Raw genomic sequence first — 21,301 nt, 5'->3', positions numbered from 1 at the left:
TGCCCCTGGTCGCCAGCGCGCCTGGGTTCTGCACGTGCTCACCGCTCTACTCGGCTACCCCTCGGCACTGATCGTCGAAAACCAGGCGCTCCCAGCCGGGCTGGAGGCGAACATGGCGGAGATGGGGGAAAACCTGCGGCCAGACTTCGCGCTTGTCTCTCCCGCCGGGAGTGAAGCGGCTGGTCAAGCCCAGTTGCTGATAAGCAGCTACCCCGCTGAACAGGCTCTCGACCGCCCCGTGATCGGTAAGCACTGGAAGGCTAACCCTGGAACGCGAATGATGGAACTGCTGCACACCAGCGGAGTGGCACTCGGTCTCGTCACCAACGGCGAACATTGGATGCTGGTCTTCGCTCCGCGGGGCGAGACTACTGGTTACGCCTCCTGGTATGGAGCATTGTGGCTTGACGAGCCGATCACCCTACGTGCCTTCCACTCTCTGCTCGGTGTGCGCCGCTTCTTCGGGGTTGCCTCTGACGACACGTTGCTGGGGATGCTGAAGGAGAGCTCCCAAGATCAGGAGGAAGTAACCGACCAGCTCGGCTATCAGGTGCGTGAGGCGGTCGAAGTGTTGGTGCAAGCATTCGACACTTTGGACCAGGATGCCAATCGAACGCTCCTCAAAGGCGTTTCGGATACTGCAATTTACGAGTCCGCACTGACCGTGATGATGCGGCTAGTCTTCCTGTTCTCCGCCGAAGAGCGCGGTCTGCTGCTTCTTGGCAAACCGCTTTACGACGACAACTACGCCGTTTCAACTCTGCTCGAACAGTTGCAAGAAGTTGCCGACCTTCATGGACCGCAGGTGCTCGAACGGCGCTGTGATGCCTGGGCACGTCTCCTGGCGACGTTTCGTGCAGTGCATTCTGGCGTGCATCACCAGGATTTGCTGATACCAGCTTATGGCGGCTCTCTATTCGATCCTGATCGCTTTCCATTCCTCGAAGGTCGGAGCCTAGGCACAAACTGGGTCTCTACGCAGGCGGAACCTCTCGCAGTCAACAATCGGGTGGCGTTGCACCTCCTTACTTCGCTTCAGAGATTGCGTATCAAGATGCCGGGAGGTGGACCATCTGAAACCCGGCGGATTTCATTCCTTGCACTTGGCGTTGAACAAATTGGCCACGTATACGAGGGTTTGCTGGACCATGTTGCGGAGCGCGCTCACGAAACTGTGCTAGGTATTGAGGGTACGCGAAAGAAAGAAGCGGAGATCCCCTTGACCACGCTGGAAGCAAAGCTGGCGCAAGGTCAAGACGAGCTGATTGAATTACTGAAGGACGAAACTGGCCGTTCCGGCTCTGCCATCAAACGGGCACTAGACCTCGATAATCCGGTCGATGAGCACAAGCTGGTCATGGCTTGTGCTCACGACGAGGAATTACTTCAGCGAATTCGTCCCTTTGCTGGCGTGATCCGAGAAGACTCCTTCGAGCGTCCGTTGGTAGTGCTCCCAGGATGTGTCTATGTCACCGCCGGTACTACGCGGCGCAGTACCGGTACGCACTACACTCCCCCATCTCTCACGCAACCGATCGTTCAGTACACGTTGGAACCGCTCGTGTATCAAGGACCCGCGGAGGGCTGGCCGCGTGACCGATGGCTGCTAAAACTGCCGAAGCAGATTCTTGATCTCAAGGTTTGTGACATGGCGATGGGATCAGGGGCGTTCCTGGTACAAACCTGTCGTTATTTGGCCGAACGCCTGACAGAAGCTTGGGAGAACGAAGAGAAGAAGCATCCGGGCGAAGTATTGATTACTCCAGAAGGAGACTTTTCTCGAGGAGCGCCAAGTGAGCGGCTAGTACCTCAGGACGCCGCTGAGCGCCTCGCCATTGCACGGCGCATTGTCGCTGATCGCTGCCTCTACGGCATCGACATTAATCCCATGGCTGTAGAGATGGCGAAACTCTCGCTGTGGCTCACTACGCTCGACTCCAAACGGCCGTTCACATTTCTCGATCACGCTTTCAAATGTGGGGATTCCCTACTCGGATTGAGCAGTCTCAAACAATTGGAAGATTTCAGTCTACGGCCCGGGGGAGTCAAGCAGGTAGCTTTCAGTACAGTCAACCTTTGGCGCCACGTCGAGGAGGCCAAGCGAAAGCGCGAATTGCTGGAGGCGCTGCCGTCCGATACTCCCGAACAGATCGCTTCAAAATCTGCTCTGCATGCTGAGGCCGAGGAATCTGTAGTCAAACTCTTAGCTGCCGGAGATGTTCTAGTAGCCACGGAGCTGAAAGGACTCAGAGGAAAAATATACGAGAAAGCACTCGAAGAATCCGCAGACCGAATGATGATTCGTTGGGCGAGAGGGACAAATGAGCTTGTGAGTTTTGCAAGTAGTCAATTGAGTTGCCGCAAGACCTTTCATTGGCCTCTGGAGTTCCCGGAAATAATTGAACGCGGTGGGTTCGATGCATTCATCGGGAATCCACCTTTTCGAGGAGGCAAGTTAATCTCCGGAATATACGGCAAGGACTTTCGGGAGTACTTGGTCTTGATATTAGCCGGCAATGCGAAGGGACATGCGGACCTATGCGCATACTTCCTCCTGAGGATAGTTTCGTTGTTGAAAACCCAAGGCCTATTTGGACTTCTTGCCACAAATTCCATTGCCGAAGGTGACACTCGGGAAGTTGCGCTCGACCGACTTCACAGTATGGGGATAACGTTAGTTAGGGCGGTAAAGAGCTCGAAGTGGCCCGGCATCGCCAATCTTGAGGTCGCGCATCTTTGGGGTTATAGGGGTCAGTGGAACGGCAAATTTATTCTAGGTGGATTACCTGCGATTGGCATAACTTCATTTCTTGCCGAGGACGGTGGAGTCGTCGGCCTGCCTTATCGACTCTACCAGAACAAAGGCAGGGGCTTTCAGGGGACCGTGATTTTAGGAAAAGGCTTTGTTCTATCCAATGACGAAGCGACTTCCTTATTAGAAGCGGACAGTCGAAGTCGGGAAGTAATCTACCCCTACTTAAATGGTGAAGATCTCAATTCTCGATTCGACCAGTCACCTAGCCGTCAAGTAATCAACTTCTTTGACTGGCCGCTCGATCGAGTGAGAGAATATCCAGTTTGCTTGAAGATCATCGAAGATCGGGTGCGGCCCGAGCGCACACTGTTGGCGAAGAAAAGTGATAGTTCTGCGAAAGGTTATGCACGCCTTTGGTGGCAGTTCGCGAGAAGATCTACGGAACTATATGCAACAGTTGCGGATCATAAAACCGTCCTTGCCTCGTGTCGACACACTAAGTATGTCTGTCATTCGCCTGTGCCTGCAAATCAGGTTTTTGATGTGGCTTTGAACGTTTTCCCGATCATTGACCGCTCCGCGGTTGGAGCACTCCATAGTTTTATCTATGAGACATGGGTTAGGAAATACGGTTCTTCTCTTGAGACTCGTGTCAGATATACGGTCACAGATTGCTTTGAGACTTACCCATTTCCCAAAGAGTTTGAAAGGATCAACGAGATCGCCGACGAGTTATTGAGGCTTCGTCCTAGCATAATGTCGAAACAAGAGCTAGGTCTTACTGCGTTATACAACCGGTTCCACGATTCTGAGGATACAAGCCTAGACATTGCCAATCTGCGCAAGATCCATGTTTTATTGGATGAGGCCGTTATCGCTGCCTACGGCTGGAGCGGCCTGGACTTAGGCCACGGATTCCACGAAACAAAGCACGGCACACGTTTCACCATTAGCGAAATCGCCTGCCGCAAGGTCCTGGATCTTCTGCTTGCCCTAAACCACGAGCGCCACGCCGAGGAAGAAGCCGCAACCGCAGCGGTCCTCGAAGCCTCATCAATGTTGAAAGTAAAGAATACTCGGAAATCTACGAAGGGCAATACTCAAGTTGCTCCAACACTATTCTCATAGAAAGAGACTTCATGCCAGAGAGCATCACTTCGCAGGCAACGATCCAAAAGCTGATAACGCCTCACGACCAGTTTATTCGCGCGGTGTTCAATGCGCAGCGCTCGTACTACATCGACATCTATCAGCGCGAATATAAGTGGACGCACGAGCAGGTGAAGACTCTGCTCAATGACCTCGAAGTGCGTTTCGAGCTGGGTAAACGAAAGCAGACATCACCGCAGAAGATCCAGCAAGACGTACTGGAGAACTTCGATCCGTATTTCTTGAATACCTACCTGACTCACACCTCGCCCACCTCTACAACCATTGTCGATGGCCAGCAACGGCTCACCACGCTCTTGCTGGTCTTGATCAAGCTCTATCAAATACTCAATCAGGTGGATGCCATCACGGGAACTGCGGGCAAGACCTTCATGCCGGGTGCTCTCAAGACGCTCATCTTTGAGGAAGGGGACTTTGGTGAAGCGAAGCGCTTTAAAATATATAACTTGAATCGCGAAGCACAGCTGCGATCTCTGGTGGAGGGCACCGCGTTCATTCCAGTGGACGAGACCCAGAAGCGGTTGAAAGAAAACTTCGTGACCATCAGTTCTTATTTCGATTCGTTCTTCCGCTTAGAGTCCGACTCAAGCGGCTACGATCTCGCCAAGCTGACCTACTACATCACCTACGTACTTGATCGCGTTTCGATCGTCGAGATCCGTATCGAAAGACAAGACAATGTGGCTATGATCTTCGAGGTCGTAAACGACCGCGGACTTGGCCTAAAACCCTACGAAATTCTCAAAGGCAAGCTGATAGGAAATCTGCCACTAACGGAAAAGGAGGACGCCAATCGGATTTGGGTCAATCTACAGGATCTCTACTATCGCACTGAACTCAAGAATGCAGGTGAAGTTAGCATTGATCTCGATGATTTCTTTCGCGTCTACTTCCGAGCCAAATTCGCCAATAGCGTTGACGATTACAAAGCCTTTGAGAGTGATTACCACTATGAGATCTACCGTCGCCAAGAGCTTCGTGATCACTTTGGCGACTTCAGAAATCAGGCAACTCTTTACGCGCTAATCACAAATGAAATCCAGCACTTTGCAAGGCTCTATCAAGAATTAAGGGCGGACTATAGCCCGGATCGGGAACATCTTTTCTACAACAAACTGATAGAGCAAAATCAGCAATACCTTCTGATCGTGTCGGCAATCCGGCTCAACGACCCCGAGAGGGAACTAAAGATTCGAACGATCTCCTCGAAGTTCGACCAGCTCCACGTTATTCTTCGGATCCTCGGACTATATGAGAGCAACAAGTTCCAAACAGTAATTTACGGGCTCAATCGAGATCTTCGGAACAAAGGTGACGCTCAGTGCCGCCAGGTATTTGACGACTTAATCGTGAACTTGCTTAAAGAAGAACAACGACTAGAAGAAGACTTCGCAGGTAGCGTGTCGGACATCTTCACATACGAACGCATGAGAGGGGCTCGGAATAGTCAAACGAACTTCAGCAAGTACCTCCTCATGCGTATCGATCGTTGGCTAAGCCAATCATTGGATAAACCCAGCTATTGCCAAGGCACATTTTCAGATATTGAAGAACGCTTCAACAGATCAAACCGGAAGCGGTTCGGGATGCATCTGGAACACATCTACGCCTTCAACGAGGAGAACAAAACGCTGTTCAAAGATAGCGGCACGGGTTTGTTCGACGAGTCCCTATTTGAGCAGACAAGGAACCTGATGGGAATGGTTTTACTGTTGAAGGACTTGCAAAACCTCAGCAGTGGTAATGATGTCTACCGGGACAAGCTAAGTGATTATGAGACGAGCGATGTGATTTGGAACCAGCTTCTCGCTGGCCATATAGCCTCGGTTGACCTCAACGTGCTTCCTGAATCGTTGAAGGACGCGGCAGTTGAGGCACATAAAACAGGTGCCTTTCCACGAGACAAGGTTGAACAGCGCCAACGTCTCTTCTTTGAGGCTGTGAAGATAGTCTGGTCCCAGATATGAAGGAAGAGGCCTTTGCATGACGACTCCACCTGTAATTGATCCATCTGTATCCGAGCGAGTTGATACTCAGAGCGCACTAGATGTTCCGACACCGTCAGCGATTCGTGATGAATTAACCGATATGGTCGTCCGCGACCTCCTTGGACCAGCTGGCGGCGTAGAAGAAGAACTGAATGCATTTGAGGACCATGTCTACGGTCGCTATTTGGTAGGCATGTTGGCGCCAAAGGATAGCGAGATCCCAGGCGGAGAGCTGGATGAGCTGGCAGTGGGCGAGGCTGACGAGGGTGAAGAAGGCAATGCAGAGGCCGGAGTGCCGGCGGGCAGCACATATTTCCCGTCTTCGATGGGCATGAGTTTTGTCGTGGCGGCAGAGACGAAGGAAATCGTTGTAGAGGGACAATGGGGACAGTATCTGCGAGTCAAGAGCGCCAGCCAGCAGAAGAAGGACGGTAACCCGGCCAATGTCTGGAAACGGAAACCGGTGATCGTTACGCCCGTACCTCTGCCTCTCACGGACAAAGTCATCGCGCCGCAGGTTATGCATCCTGATCATCCACTGGTTCTGTTGCAAGGTCGGATGCGGTTGACACCTGATGGCTGGGTTGTGACCCTGTTCCTCGTCAATCAGCAGCCAGAACGTACACGTCGTGGCGAGCCCAAAGATGAAGTCTGGGTATTCCAACCCAAGCTGCGGGTGCGGGGCATCGATAACCAACCGATCTTTGTCCAGCGCAAAGGCGTCACGGCCGACCTTTCCAAGATGGACCCGCTGACTCGTGAAGAGACCGAGACACTGGAGATGCTTTATCGTCACCAGCGTGAGTTTGCGGTAGGACATGGCATCTCAGTGCACGCCACCCTACCAGAACCAGCGGCCGAAAGGGCAGTTCAGGTCGAGACCGAGTGGATTCCTCAGTTTGAGGTAGCCCAGCAGACTGCGCGCTCAGAGGCGGATGATGAGAACCTCATCGGTCTGACCATGGACATGAAGAAGTTGGCAGGGCTACCAAAGTCTGAACTGATCACATCCCTGCTCCGTATCGAGACCGCCTACCGTATCTGGATCAAGTTGGAACAGAACAAGCTGTCGCTGCCAAGCGAGAAGCTGGCTGGCCACGAGGAGGCCGCTCAGAGAGCTGTGAGCGCTTGTACCCGAGCCCTTCATCGGATCAGGGCGGGGATTGACTTGATTGAAGCCAGCCCCCAGGCAGAGGAGGCCTTTCGCTTCGCCAATCAAGCGATGTGGCAGCAGCGAATCCATTCCACATTCTCTCGAAAGGTGAGGAAGAAGGAAATAAAGAGTGAGGAAGGAGTGGAATCGCTAGATGTGGCGAAGAACCGTAGCTGGCGCTTGTTCCAGTTGGCCTTCATTCTGCTAAATCTGCCGAGCCTGACTGATCTGCACCATCCAGATCGCAGCCATGAGACTGACGCGGTTGCGGATCTGTTGTGGTTCGCGACTGGCGGTGGAAAGACAGAAGCTTATCTCGGCTTGACCGCCTATACTTTGGCATTGCGTCGCCTGCAAGGGACGGTGGCTGGCCGAAGTGGTGACCATGGAATAGCTGTCTTGATGCGATACACCTTGCGTCTTTTGACCCTACAGCAGTTTCAGCGCGCTACAGCACTCATGTGCGCTTGCGAAACTATCCGTAGGGCCGATGTAGGGAAATGGGGAGAGACTCCGTTCCGGCTCGGGCTGTGGGTAGGTAACAAGACCTCACCAAATACCTTGGAAGGTGCCGCCAATTCGTTGCGCCAGGGCCGGGTGGGTGGCAGACCTTCGATGGGCGGGACACCTCATCAAATTACGTCCTGCCCTTGGTGTGGCTGTGAAATCAAGGAACAGCATCTTCGGGTTTACGAAGCGCCAAGCGACATTGGCCGTTGTGTCACCTACTGCGGTGATGATCTGGGGAACTGCAAGTTTTCCGAAGCAAAAGCTCCCAAAGAGGGATTGCCGGTGATGGTGGTAGATGAAGAGATCTATCGTCGGCCACCGTCACTCCTGATTGCCACAGTGGACAAGTTTGCCCAGATGCCTTGGAAGGGAGAGATTCAGATGCTCTTCGGCAAGGTCAATGAGGTCTGCCCGCGGCACGGGTTCCTTTCTCCGCAGATCGAGGATGGAAAATCGCATCCGGCTCGAAATGGTCTACCCTCTGTTAGAAACCTACAACACGGTCTGTTGCGGCCACCCGATTTGATTATTCAGGATGAATTGCACCTTATCAGCGGGCCGCTTGGATCGATGGTTGCGCTCTATGAGTCTGCCGTAGACGAATTGTGCTCGTGGGAAGTGAACGGCAAGAGGGTGCGTCCCAAGGTTGTGGCTTCTACAGCGACCATCCGTCGCGCTCCCGACCAAGTGCAAAAGCTGTTTGTAAGAAAGCTGGACGTGTTCCCACCGCAGGGAACTAGTATTCGAGATAGTTTCTTCGCCTTGCAGCGCACGGTTGGGCCGGAGTATCCGGGGCGGCGTTACCTTGGTATCTGTGCGTTTGGCCGACGCTACCCAGTAGCGATGATCCGGAGCTATGTGGCCCATATGGCCGCCGCTCAGGTTCTCTTTGAGAAGTATGACCAGCTGGCGGATCCATGGATGACCCTGGCCGGGTATTTCAACTCGATTAGGGAATTGGCAGGCACTCGGCGACTAGTGGACGACGATATTAAGGCCCGCTTACGCGATGCCGACCAGCGAGGTCTAGCTAAGCGGAGGATTCGCGCTCTGGAGGAGCTGACCTCTCGCAAATCGGGCACGGATATTCCAAAGATTCTAGAGCGACTGGAGTCAGTCTTTGACACAGCGCTGGAAGCCCAGCGCGTGGCGGAGCGAAAAGAAGGGAAGCGGCCGAGCTCGCCAGTTCCTTATGACGTTGTCCTTGCGACAAATATGATTTCGGTAGGGGTTGATATTGAGCGACTTGGGCTGATGCTAGTTGCGGGACAGCCAAAAAACACGTCGGAATACATTCAGGCTACCAGCCGAGTCGGACGCTCCGCTGCTGGCCCCGGACTGGTCAGCACTGTGTTTAACTGGGCGAGGCCGCGGGATTTGTCTCATTACGAACGTTTCGAGCATTACCACGAGACCTTTTACAAGCATGTCGAGGCTCTCTCCGTGACGCCGTTCTCAGCTCGAGCTCTCGACCGCGGTCTTACTGGCGTAATGGTCGCGCTAATGCGTCTTTCTGAAGAGAGGCTCAATGGGAATCTGAAAGCGGGCGAGCTACGGGACAATGACTCGCTCATGTCCTCGGTCTTCGCTCAATTGGAGCAACGGGCTGAAAATGCGACGCACGATGGGACTGTAGCCCAGCGTATGCACAATATGCTCGACCGACGCCGCGATGAGTGGCTGAACCGGGTTCATAATCAGGAAGATCACCGACTAGGCTATCAGCCAGAAGGTGGTTCTACGGTAGGCCTACTCGAACATGCCGCCCCCAGGGGGTGGGAGATGTTCACATGTCTGGATTCCCTGAGGGATGTCGAAGGCACCGTAGATCTCGTCCTCGATCAGCGGTCCACGGGTTTGTACGCAGAATAAAGGATGACAAGATGAACGAACTTGGAGAAATCCGTCCCAGTCAGCTGATCTACACGTTCGGTGTTGGCTCGCTGATCGACCTGCCCAATATGTCAGCCTTAGTAATGGGCCTAGATGACTGGGATACACGTTATTGCAGCGACATCCAAGAAGACCGTCTAATTTCTGCGATACAGAAACGCCTTGGCTCTCAGATGTCCCGGCTTTACTTGCCGCCCACCAAGCTCGATGGCGCGGACAATGATCCAGCCGCACCCGCCATCGGCGTTCCCGTGGCGCCATTTCCGCGATGGATGCGTTGTTCACTGTGCGACACCCTCGCCACTGTGCAATCGGGGGTCTTCAAGCTAGTGCAGGACTCTTACCGTCCGGACAGGACGGAATACGTACATGGGGGATGCCTAAAGAGCAAAGGCGGAAAGCCGCCGGCCGTAATGTCTGTTCGTTTTCTCCTCGCTTGTAGAGAGGGTCACCTGACAGATTTCCCGTGGTTGAAATTCGTGCACAAGGGGAATGTTCCTTGCAAGCCCGCAACACTAACCCTTCGCGAGTACGGAGCATCGGGCGATGCTTCCGACATTGTCGTCAAGTGTCACTCCTGCGATGCCGAGCGGCGCATGGCAGACGCTTTCGATTCCGACCCAAATACATGGTTCATCTGTCCAGGTCACCACCCGCACTTGCGACTGATTGAGCCTCAAGGGTGCAGTGAGCGTGCCAAAGCGATCCTACTTGGTTCTTCCAATAGCTGGTTCCCAACAGCCCTTTCTGCTTTGTCCATTCCGAGGGCGGCTGACAAGCTCGGTAAACTCGTGGAAGAACAATGGGGCGAGCTCGAAGACCTGGATACCATCGATGAGGTACATCTCATCAGCAAGAAGCTTAAGAAGTTCCAGTCTTTGATCCCACTTTTTAGTGAGTTCAAGGAAACGGACATCTGGGACGCGATTCAAGCAAAGCGTAAGGGAAACGGAAAACAAGAGACACCGGCCGAAGACTTGAAGTTACCTGAATGGCAGATGTTCTCGGCGCCGGATTCAGCTGCGGAGAGCAGAGACTTCAAGTTGCGACGAGTGGCACCACCCAAAGGCTTTGAGAGACTATTCGAGGATACCGTTCTGGTAGAACGCATTCGTGAGGTACGGGCTCTCCTGGGTTTCACACGCATTGAATCCAATGCCGACTTTGAGGAAGCAACGATGCTCAAGGACGGACGATTGACTCCGTTACGTCGGGAGAGCCCAACATGGCTGCCAGCATCCGAGGTCCGTGGGGAGGGAATATTTCTACGGATACGCGAGAAAGAACTCACCGATTGGGCAGGCAAGCCAGAGCTGCTTCGTCTCCAGAAGGAGTTTTTAGATTCTCACAAAGCGTGGCGTAAGTTGCGCAAGCTTGAGCCCTTTGACGAGAACTTTCCAGGAATTCGTTTTGTTCTACTTCATTCCCTGGCCCATGCCTTGATGCGCCAAATTGTCCTGGACTGCGGCTATACAGCAGCCAGCGTGAGAGAGCGTCTATACTCCCGTCAACCGGGTGAGGCAGGCGGCTCCATGGCTGGTATTTTGCTCTACACCGCCGCACCGGATAGTGAAGGGACTCTTGGCGGTTTGGTGGAGCTTGGCGATCCGCTGACTCTGGGACGTCACCTCCAACAGGCGTTGGAGAGTCTGCGTCTGTGTGCTTCCGATCCTCTATGTGCGGAGCATCGCCCGGATACTACAGGTCGAGGTATCCATGGCGCATGCTGTCATGCATGTCAATTTGCACCAGAAACGTCCTGTGAACGCGGCAACCGCTATTTGGATCGGTCAGTCCTCGTAAAGACTTTCTCCGGCGGCAGCACCTGTTTCTTTGACTAAAGAAGAATGATTCCCTCAAGCCTGACAGAAAGCATCGTCGATCTGATCCGCAGAGCTCACAAACCGTGGCTTCAGATCGTTTGCTTAACGATCTCTAAGGCCCCCGGTTCGATAGGTGCAGGAACTCTGATAGCAACTTTGCCTGCTACCAACAATGGAGACGCAGCCCATTGCCTGGCAAGCGTTATTCGCCTAGCTGAAAACCACATGTCCTGGAACTCGCTAAGTGTGTTGATCGAGGTATCTGTTTCGGTTCTTGCGCAGCAGCAGCAAGAGCAATTTGTCGAACTACTGTGGACCGGACCCTCCCCCTCGAGTGAAATCCCTGCCCGACGAATTGACCAAGTCCTCTATGACCTAATAGATTTCGCGAAACGAGAGATATTACTGGTTACGTTTGCCGCCCATAAAATTACCCGACTTTCAGACGGCCTGGCAAAAGCAATTGGCAGAGGAGTTCGCGTTCGACTCATTCTCGAGTTTGAGGAAGCATCACAGGGGCAGCTTTCGATGGACGCGCTGAATGCCTTTCCTAAGATCATCCGCCAGGGCGCGCAGGTATATTACTGGCCTCTGGACAAAAGAGAACGGAACGCTCATGGCAAACCCGGTAAGCTGCATGCGAAAGTGGCAGTCATTGACGATCAGGCAGTTCTCTCCAGCGCTAATCTCACGGATGACGCCTTCAATCGCAACTTTGAACTTGGCTCTCTCTTTACCGGTGACCAGATCCTTCACAGACTCAAAGAACACTTTGACGGTTTGTGTGCGGATGGCACCTTGAAGCTGTGGGAATATCCAAAGCTTCAAAGGATGTGAGCCAGTTTGTTAGTTCGAGAAGCGAGATTTGAAAGCAGATCTAGCGAAGACATCAGCACTACGAGATGTGTCGGCTTTCCATGCCGTAGGCGTGAACAACGATTATGTTTTTGGTTGTCTTTCGTGATTGAATCAGGGCGTCAGTAAGCACAAGTGTGCTCCCGGTTTTATACCGGGTGGGCTCGATTCGTATGGAATCCTAGTTGCATCTCTCTTGCTAACCACCTAGTGGCCAGCCACGATTAGGCTTTCCGTTTTTCGCGTACCTACCCCCTTCTTTCTTAGTGTTCCGGGTTCAGAATGAAAAACACTCCACGGCCAAAACACAATTTGGATTCAAGCACAGGCCATTCATGGATGGCAACGTAAGCGAGGCTGATCCGTAAGGGGCGGATTCACTGTTTGCGCATTGGCTTCCGCCTCGGATTCAGATTGGCTTGGCTTCGCTGAGTTTGTTACTCGCGACCTTCAGATACATCTCAAGCTGCGGTCGATGCTCGCCGAAGGTTCCCGCTGCTTCAAACTCTCGTTGCGCTTCGCTAAGAGCATAGAAGGCTTTATCAAAGTACTCAAGATGACAAAGCGCAACCCCCTGCCTGAATCTCGCCAAACCGATGTCCTTGTGTCGCTGACTAGCCTTCAGTGTAATCAAGTCCGCAGCTTCAGACGCTAAGCGTTCGCAGGCAGTGAAGTCCCTTTTCCGTAAGGCGAGTGAGGCCCGACTCTGGAGCAGCTCATAAACAAATATCTGCTCGGTCAGGTTCAGTTTTTCAGCCAGCGCCCAAGCCTTCTCATAGTCTGCGGAGGCACTTTTGAGGTCGCCTATCTGCGCCTTTACTACGCCTATGTTGAGGTGAAGCTTGTAGAGACGATACGGGTCCTCCTCCCTCGCGTCTTTGATCAAGCGGCCTGCGACCTCGTAGTGCCGGATAGCCCTATCGAATTCCCCCCTCTTCCTAGCTATACGCCCTCTCTCTTGCTCTATTTCAGCCCTAAGCAATTCTTGGCCAGCGACATCTCCGAGAACGAAGTGGCATAAGTCCAGCATGTGTGTTGCTAGACTGAAATCTCCGTTTTCGTCATCCGTACAATTCATCGTATAGAGCAAGTGCAGACTGGCCACCTGCACTCTAGAGATCTTGCCCTTCAAAAGCGCGTCAAGCGGCGTTTCAAATGCTTTAGGCATCTCTCTTGTTTGCCCCATCAGCACCTGCCATATAAACAGCCGAAGAACATACACCGACTCTTGATAGAGGCCGCCCTGACGTAGCAATCGCGCGTAGCCGAAATCACTGACGAACCTTTTCTTTACGGGGAGCGGCGTGGAATCGGATACTTCCAACACGGCTCCAATCTCATTGAGCGCGAGAAGCTGAGACACGTCTCCAGTGCGGCCGTACCAGGACGCGAGTTCACGTAGAATAGGGATTCTGCGAGACGAAGATTCTCCGTGTACTCCGACACAGAGCTTATCCGCTTGGAGTAGATGCCCCTCACATTCGGCAGCATTTTCGCGCGAGAGGGCTCGCCCGAGCAGAAGTTCATGCTGCATTTTATGTGCATCGTTTTCGATGAGACTGAAAGTAATGGAAACCGTCTCATGACACGCCTCGAGTTCGTCATTAGACAAGTGCCGGTCAGCCTGAAGGAATAGTGCCTCTATGGTTCGGGGTTGAGAGTGGGTGTAGAACACCGGAGCCTTGAGTTGTGCTCGCACGGGTGGAGCAGCCGGGGCGGTAAACATCGCCTCAGCCTTCGTTTGCCCCGCACACCATCTACCATAACCATCGGCGCATTGCATAAGGTCCGAAAGCGAGAGCCCTTGATCGCGGGAGTTCAAGCCTGCCGCAGCAGAATACTCTCTCAACAACCTCTCCTTGCAGCCATTGCCGATCGCCCTCGCAGCGTATTGCCAGTCGTAATATTCGCGCAAAGGTTGAAATGGCATTTTACAAAGGAGGCGAAGGGACGCTGCCGACTCAAATGAAGCGGCGAATCCGCTGAAAGCCGAATCGGCCGTAACCGGCGTCGCATCGGGATTAAGCCTGAGAGGCAGAACTAGAAAAATCGGCATCCTCGAGACGTCGATATCATCTGAAAAAACCCATTCACTTAATGTATTCGAAACGACTCTTTCGTCAGTGAATGCAATATCCAAGATCTTTTCCGCAATGCTCCCGTGGAAAGAATCTGGAGATCCGAACACGCACTTGAGGCTCCGAATCCCGTACCTGAAACACTCGGAAATCCTCGCTCGGGTGACCCGTGCGGCCTCTTTGGTCTGAACCCTATGAAGGTCGAGCGTAAACGCTCTCGTAAGTGGAGCGTATTCCTGATTTGCCATCTATCAATCCTTGATAAGGCGAGAGTTGATTAGACCTAAGTTTTTACCTCGAATGGTGTTTGAGCCGGTTTTTCTTGGTTCCGTTAGGTCGTCTTAGGGTCCGTCCCCATCACTTCCCCTCATTTTGGACTATCCTCATCTGAAGCTGCGTCGAATTCCAAAATGAGTTGTACTGGAACGCCCTGTCAATTTCCCGCCGTCATCTGTAATGCTTGAGTCTACTATTGCCAATCAGCAGAGATAATGGAACGTTCGTGGCAGGCCAGATAAGCTTCATGCGGAGTTGGCAGAAGGTGGAAACGCCATTCCGCACTCTGGAACCCGGACGTGTCTTGCGGAGACGCTACTGCCCATTTTTAAGGAAGGAGGGTACCGCATCGACCGCTATAGCCTCTGCCGACGCGGCGCTGGCGGCCTTCAATCTCAAGTTCAAAGCCTCTAGCGTTGCCCGTGCGCAGGCCGTACCAGATGCCTGGTGGACGACGATAGTTCCATGCAGCTTCGACAACGATGCGTCGCACGTGCGCGTTGCCGGTTTTCGTGATGCCTCCGTGTTTGTTCGCTTACCACTGGAATCCTTGCTCAGCACAACGCCACAGTAAACCCATAAGCTGGGGTTCTCTCTCAAAGGGAGACACCTGGTCCAACTCGGGCCGCAATGGTCACCGCTCAGATGTCTGAAATATCACGCAGCGAGACTAAATCGCTGATGCCTTGTTAGAGTTCGGGCGTGGCCATTTTTATGGCCTCGGTGATGGCTTGCTACAGACGTGCCACTCGTTCGCGCATGTGCTCGAACTCGTGAAGGTTGTCTTGGCGCGAGGACTCCTGAGCTGTCTGCGTGAAACGTAGCTGCTCGACCCAAATCAGGTAACGGCGCGTCCATGATCTGACTCCGGCGTGGGACGCTGACCGGAGCGCAAAAGGAATTTGTTCAAGGGACGCCTCGCTCCTGTCTGATCCTGCTAAGCTGCTTGGCGGGCACGCACAAGATCGCGCAACGCTTCGGATCCCTCATCCGGATCCCACACCGCAGTCAGATGTCCTGATCGAAACAACGTGCCAACTTCTCTATGTCCCGCCGATCCGTCTTCACTCGTACTGGCAGCTGGCGGAGCCGGGCTTCAAGTGGGCGTTGTGGCACCCACACCAGTACTCGTCGAGGCTGGCGATCGATCCGGCTCCGTGACATGCACTCAACTTGTCTGAAGGACCAAGCTTCTTGCTCAACTCAGGCATAGATCAGCGCGCTTCGGAAGCGTTCCTAGGCTCCGCACTTCACCTCTCGGCTCCGCGACATCCACGGATCGTCTCAGCATGGACATCCAAACCTGAAAAATCGTAACTTCTCCTTCGTGAACCGTCTCCCTTCCGCTTGTAGCTCTGTACTATGCGTCCTTCGGACGATCACAGCCCAACCCACGGTCCGCGCATCGGTGCCGGTTACTCCACTGACTGTTTCATCAATAGGGGATCAAGCGTAGGTGGGTGAATCTACGGACACTGCCGACTTTTCGGACGGGCTTAGACCTTTCAAAATGCGACCAATCGGTCCCCGGACGGTCAAAAGATACTCATTGTGGCTGATGAACTTTTCCCATATTCTTACGCCAGCACCTGTAAACCTTTGTGGATATTCTCGAAATCACTTTGCTCGATTCGTACGCGCCGACACACGCTATAGCTTTGGCACGTCACGGGAGCGACGTCGCAATAGCGAAGATTCCCCTTGGTCCGGATCTCGTTCAAATTGAAAAATTCAGAGCAGATCTGCTGGACGTCTTGCGCGGACGTGGCAAAGGTACACGACCCACGGGGCAGCAATTGATCCAGTTTGGTCGAGATCTCTTTGACTTTCTCGTGCGCGACGACATCGGCAAGCTTTATTCTCGTCTGCCAAATACCCAGGTCAGTCTCAAGATACTCGTGAATCAACCAGCTTTGCGACAGTTGCCATGGGAGTACTTGCAGGAGCCTAATCGGATTTCTCCAAGAAGAGGTCGTAGTGTAGTACGCATAATCCCGACAGTCGGCGTTTCGGCTCTTCCGCCCTTACCCATAAACCACCTCACACGCGTCCTCTTCGTATACGCCGACCCGCAGGGACTAACCCGGGTCAGCTGGAGCGATGTGCGCGACGCTTTGCTTCGTACCTACAAAGCTCGCTTTCCAAATTCCGTGGGAATTGAAATGGTCGAATGCACTAGCCGTGATTCGTTGGGCACTGCACTGCGCCGCGGCAAGTTCGATGTCGTGCAGTTCTCTTGTCACGGCGAAGTTATCGATAACAAAGGCACTCCTGAAGGACGCCTGATCCTCTTCGACAAAAACAAGCGAAAGCTGGATTTCATGACCGGAAAAGAGTTGGCCCAGCAGATGGCCGGACACGATATTCGCCTTATTGTCCTGAGCGCCTGCGATACTTCCGCATCAACCTCAGATATTAACTTCAACAACATTGCAGAGGACCTCATTCTTGAAGGGATTCCGACCGTCGTCGCAAATCAGGCTCCGGTGCAAGATCAGACCGTCGCAGCCTTTGTCGGTGCTCTTTATGATGAACTGTTGCTCAGCGGCAACATCGATATGGCAGTTACCGCTGGCCGCCTGCAACTCGCGACCGATCTCCGGGATAGCCCTGAATGGGGCATACCCACCCTTTATCGCATTCACGGTTCCAGTCAGATGTACCAACAGATAGGCATATGAAATTACCTCCGTTCACACTCGTGCAAGCGAGTCGAAGCAAAGTCTCTCCGCGCAAGTTCGGGGAACTGAGTTTGTCTCAAAAGGAATACCATAAACGAATTCGGGACTTAGGTTCTTTCAATAGTGGGCTGCAGAATGCGCTGGCATCTTCGCTCAATAGAGGTATCCTAAGCGCGTCCGACCTCTCCCTAGTTACGGAGGATCTAAATCATTCAGGGAAGAGTAAAGCGATCGGCATTTGGGGCCTTCGCGCTTGGGTGGGGGGGTTGCCTCACATCATCGAGCATCTAAATCGGGCTCAGTCGGCCCTGACCTTCTTCGAAGTGCAGGCGGCGATTCCATCTGGACTGGTGCAAAGCGCGGAGCGAGTCGCATTTCGCGCCAATAAGCTCCTCCGCCGTAAACTCAAGCCCGCTGAGTTGAAAGAAATACGCGACGCGGTCGTGGATATCGATTTCTTTCCCAACGCTCACAAAGTCCGTAAGACGCTCGGTGTCGACTACCTCATTGCACTAACGGGCGCCGCCATTGCAGGCGAGATAGAGGACAAAGCAGGCCACACTTTTCACACCGATTTCTTCTTCTCGTATGACAAACATGTCTGCCTGGTTTCAACGGAGGGACTGCGTGAGTATGCCAGGGTTGCTAAGCGTCCATTTGAAATGGCGGCTGCATATGTTGCAGTTGGCGGTCTCCTTGCGGCGATGAATCACAAAGTTGACATCCACGACCGAAGCGCCGGGTGCCTCTTCGACTACAACTACGACCGCAGCAAGATCGTAGTGGGATTGAAAAAACCGTTGATCGAGGTTTGCTGCCTCAAGGATATAAAAGAAGAAAACCGCGAAACGGCCCAATCTCTCGTTCACGCCCTTGCCACGTATAAACCGCCAGGCACGCGGCCAGCTAAGCCACATCGGGCCAAAAAATCATCACGTGAAAAAAAGCCTCGCGAGCAAGTGCTGTGAAACGAGCCGTTATTTTCCTGCCTGGCATCATGGGTTCGGTACTGAAGCGTGGAAACAACGTCATTTGGCCCGGCTCCGTCACCAGCGTGTTGCTGCCTTACAACCGGATGGCTGACTTGATGCGCCCGGAGCTGGTAGCAACTGATGTGTGGAGACAGTTGGGCCCATTTCATGTGTACGACTCCATCCTTACTGATTTGGATAGTTGGGGTTTCAAAGAGGGCGATGCGCTCTATCCATTCCCGTATGACTGGCGCAAGAGTAACCTTGATGCCGCACAGCAGCTCGCCGATCTCGTTGACAAAGTGGTAGCTCAACACAACGGCAATGTAGTCATTACGCTCCTCGCACACAGCATGGGTGGTCTGGTCGCGCGGTTCTACCTCGAATCGCTTAACTTTGATAAGCGGCCGGGCTTCGCCCGGGTTACAAACCTGTTCACCATGGGAACTCCGCACCGCGGAGCTCCGCTCGCTTTGACCGCAAGCCTCGGAATGGAAAAACGTCTCTTCCTTAGTGCATCGCAAGTGCTGCAACTCGCCGGCGACTCGCGCTTTCCCGCAGTCTACGAACTCTTACCTCCGCTCGGCGAACCGTTCCTTTGGGATGCCAAAGACAAATTCGATCCACAAGACATCTACTCACCGAGGATCGCTACTGATCCAGGCGGCCTCAATCTCAACGCGAACAATCTGCGGGCCGCGCAAACATTTCGCCAAGGGCTCGATTTCCAACGTAAGCCCGCTTTGGTCCGCTACTTCTCGTTCTATGGCACGGACCATCCAACGCCCTCCTATCTCACGCTGAGTCTTACGCTGAAAGATCAGGTGCGGCCCTACACCCTCGACAAATCTGGCGACGGCACCGTTCCGATCTGGAGCGGGCAACCCAACGGCATTCAATCGATGCCCGTTCCTGGAGAACATTCGAAGCTCTTCCGCAGTGGCGCTCTTCGCAATATCCTCATCGAGCTTCTCGAGGTGCCGCTCCGCCTTTCTGCCGCGATAACTGTGCAGCTATCGCTTTCTCCTAAGGTCGCCCTGCCCACCGATCCGATCCACGCCTCATTGGTATTCCCCGACGCACCCGGCTCCATAGTAGGTACCCTCACCGTCTACCGATTACAACTCAGCGAAGATGGCACAGAGATTGGCGAGACCGCCTTCGGAAACCCCGTTAGCATGAACTACAACGGTGCCAGCGCCGAAGTAATCACCGTTACCTTCGAAGCCCCAAACTTCAAGGGGTATTACCGTGCTCGTTTCGCAGGGAGTGGCATGAATAATGCTGAGGATGAGTTTGTAGTACAGGATCCCCCGGATAGGTAATCTAGAACGCCGATGTCTGGAATGATTACGAACTCCCGCAAAATCGCCAACGCACTTTGCAAGAACGCCTGAACCGTGTCCGTCTCACTGTTGCACTAAAGAGAACCGCATCAGGATCCCATTCAGTTTCTCGACTCTTTGTGATATGACAATAAAACCATGTAACGGTATTCGCGGGGTTTAGGCAGTGAAGTGGTGCGGATCCCGACCCGTGGACGCACTGACGCGGCATATCGTCAGGATCATAGCCAGCGGCTTTTGACTTTCGCCTCTACACAGGAGGCAATTTGATCAGCGTGAGCATTCACCACATGTGAATGTTGACTCTTTCCGTATTCACTTGTATATTTTCGCTCGTCGCTATCAGAGTCCCAGCTTCCCGACTGCGCGATAAGGGCCCCCTCCAAACCCTAATTAGGCGTTCCGTAGAGTTGCGTTCTGTCGCTATTCTCCGATCATTGAAGGAGTGAATCCTATGTATCAATACAAAGTGAGACGGTATGCCTTGCTAGGCGTTCTGTCTCTAATCTTCTCAAGCATAGGATGTAAGGGACCTTCTTCCTTCAAGGCGCCTGTTACAACCTTTCGTGACTCCAGCTCGGTTGTTATCGAGAGTACTAAGGTTTATTTGACAGCACTGAATAAAACGGAACGTGACCATTACATCTCTTCGAAAGAAGCAGAACCCGCACAGATCAAGCTCAGTGAGATCGATAGCGTTCAGGTCTTCTCTCCGGAAGAAATCGGTACCCGCATTCGCGCCTTGGACGAGCTAACTAATTACACAGATTTACTGTACAAACTAGCCACGTCCGACGCGGGAACTACTGCCCAAACCAATGCTAAGGATTTAGGGGAGGCAATTACCAATTTGTCCGGAGAAGTCACAAAGCTTACCGGTGAGCAGAACGACAGATTCAAAGATGCCGCTACCGGGGCTTTCGCGTTATTCGGTGAAGTTCTGCAAATGGTTGTCAACTCCAAGATTGAAGATGGTTTACGAAAGGCAATTGCGGCAGGTGATGGACCGGTTAACAAGCTTATCGCGGCAATCGAAAGTGATACGAGTCTTGCCTATCAAAGGAAACGCAGTAGCCTATCTAGTCTGCGCACTGTAGCCGTCGACGCTTACAACACAGAATTCGCAAAAGGGCGCTCGGCTGACAGATCCAAGCTCAACGCCTACGCCAATGTCATATCCGAGACCGAAGATCGGTGGGAGGCCTTCCAGACTGCTCGCCCGGTTGACGGGTTAGAAGCTATGCAAAAGGCCAACACTGCCATGGTTACATTCGCTAAACATCCAAAACCATCTGTTACCGATTTCAGTTCTTTTGTGGACTCAATGGAATCATTTGCCGCGACTGCGAAAAGAGTCGGTGATGCAGTGAAGCAGATTGAAGGGAAGTGAAATCTTAGGGAGAGAGACATGACAAAGCTTGAGGCTGTCGAAACGATTGGAGATGTGCTTACAGAGTTAGACGTAGCAATAGGCAGTCTGATGCCGAATGACCCAAATCATCGCGCCCTCCTAGACATAAGAACGCTTTTAGATCAGCGTCAGTTGAGCTTGAGCCGGCAGGTCTTCGATGAGAACACCGCATCATTTCAAGACGCCACAACCCAGTTGAAAGGTGTTGATGACGATATTCAAGGGACACTTAGGGACATCGACCATATTAACACCGTAATAACGAACGCGACCCGTTTTTTAGATAGTGCAACGAGTCTTCTGTCGACTGTTGCAAAATTAGCCGCCTAACGTTCGGATTTGTTAAGGTCGCGTACCACCCTTAGAGCGCTAAACCATGCCGTTACCCTGT

General features: G+C 53.0%; 12 protein-coding genes and 1 pseudogene. 10 read left to right on the top strand and 3 right to left on the bottom strand.

Translation table 11 applies throughout. From position 1 onward, the window contains the following. Positions 1-34: 34 nt before the first annotated feature. From HDF14_RS14455 to drmC, 5 genes are read left to right on the top strand one after another with little or no spacing between them, the layout of a single operon-like run. On the top strand, positions 35-3,883 hold the full coding sequence (locus tag HDF14_RS14455) for an Eco57I restriction-modification methylase domain-containing protein (RefSeq protein WP_313899583.1): 3,849 nt from the start codon (positions 35-37) through the stop codon (positions 3,881-3,883). Between the two features lie 11 nt (positions 3,884-3,894). Further along, positions 3,895-5,892 (top strand): DUF262 domain-containing protein, encoded by a 1,998-nt coding sequence (locus tag HDF14_RS14450; protein ID WP_183977883.1) that lies wholly within the window; start codon positions 3,895-3,897, stop codon positions 5,890-5,892. Positions 5,893-5,908: 16 nt separating this feature from the next. Next, positions 5,909-9,448: a DISARM system helicase DrmA gene (gene drmA / locus HDF14_RS14445; protein ID WP_221304696.1), complete on the top strand. Its 3,540-nt coding sequence runs from the start codon at positions 5,909-5,911 to the stop codon at positions 9,446-9,448. Between the two features lie 11 nt (positions 9,449-9,459). Next, positions 9,460-11,310 (top strand): DUF1998 domain-containing protein, encoded by a 1,851-nt coding sequence (drmB, locus tag HDF14_RS14440; protein WP_183977881.1) that lies wholly within the window; start codon positions 9,460-9,462, stop codon positions 11,308-11,310. 6 nt (positions 11,311-11,316) lie between these two features. After that, on the top strand, positions 11,317-12,129 hold the full coding sequence (gene drmC / locus HDF14_RS14435; protein ID WP_221304695.1) for a DISARM system phospholipase D-like protein DrmC: 813 nt from the start codon (positions 11,317-11,319) through the stop codon (positions 12,127-12,129). A gap of 427 nt (positions 12,130-12,556) precedes the next feature. On the opposite strand, the gene HDF14_RS14430 is transcribed toward drmC, so the two are convergent. From HDF14_RS14430 to HDF14_RS14425, 3 genes and pseudogenes are all read right to left on the bottom strand, one after another. Beyond that, positions 12,557-14,473, bottom strand: coding sequence for a hypothetical protein (locus HDF14_RS14430; RefSeq protein WP_183977879.1), 1,917 nt, complete (start codon positions 14,471-14,473; stop codon positions 12,557-12,559). A 968-nt stretch (positions 14,474-15,441) separates the two neighbouring features. After that, positions 15,442-15,572 (bottom strand): annotated as a pseudogene (locus tag HDF14_RS27590) (IS110 family transposase); the annotation flags it as partial. Then, positions 15,566-15,712 carry a hypothetical protein gene (locus HDF14_RS14425; RefSeq protein ID WP_183977877.1) on the bottom strand — a complete coding sequence of 49 codons (147 nt, stop codon included), beginning with the start codon at positions 15,710-15,712 and terminating at the stop codon, positions 15,566-15,568. The pseudogene HDF14_RS27590 and the gene HDF14_RS14425, both read right to left, overlap by 7 nt. 390 nt (positions 15,713-16,102) lie before the next feature. Between HDF14_RS14425 and HDF14_RS14420 the strand changes: the two genes are divergently transcribed. From HDF14_RS14420 to HDF14_RS14400, 5 genes are all read left to right on the top strand, one after another. After that, complete coding sequence (locus tag HDF14_RS14420; RefSeq protein WP_183977875.1) at positions 16,103-17,182, top strand: CHAT domain-containing protein; 1,080 nt, start codon at positions 16,103-16,105, stop codon at positions 17,180-17,182. Then, on the top strand, positions 17,116-18,150 hold the full coding sequence (locus HDF14_RS14415; protein WP_183977872.1) for a hypothetical protein: 1,035 nt from the start codon (positions 17,116-17,118) through the stop codon (positions 18,148-18,150). Before HDF14_RS14420 ends, HDF14_RS14415 begins: the two co-directional genes overlap by 67 nt. Next, positions 18,147-19,478, top strand: coding sequence for an alpha/beta fold hydrolase (locus HDF14_RS14410; RefSeq protein ID WP_183977871.1), 1,332 nt, complete (start codon positions 18,147-18,149; stop codon positions 19,476-19,478). Before HDF14_RS14415 ends, HDF14_RS14410 begins: the two co-directional genes overlap by 4 nt. 475 nt (positions 19,479-19,953) lie before the next feature. Further along, complete coding sequence (locus HDF14_RS14405) at positions 19,954-20,889, top strand: hypothetical protein (protein ID WP_183977869.1); 936 nt, start codon at positions 19,954-19,956, stop codon at positions 20,887-20,889. A gap of 18 nt (positions 20,890-20,907) precedes the next feature. Beyond that, the gene (locus HDF14_RS14400) at positions 20,908-21,240 is read left to right on the top strand and encodes a hypothetical protein (RefSeq protein WP_183977867.1); all 333 of its coding nucleotides are present in this window, start codon (positions 20,908-20,910) and stop codon (positions 21,238-21,240) included. Positions 21,241-21,301 lie beyond the last annotated feature (61 nt).

Origin of the sequence: Tunturiibacter gelidiferens, assembly GCF_014201335.1 — a bacterium.
In the GTDB taxonomy this organism is placed as follows: Bacteria; Acidobacteriota; Terriglobia; order Terriglobales; family Acidobacteriaceae; genus Edaphobacter; species Edaphobacter lichenicola_E.
Note: the sequence above shows the minus strand (reverse complement) of the source record. Positions and strands in the feature narration are given on the sequence as shown.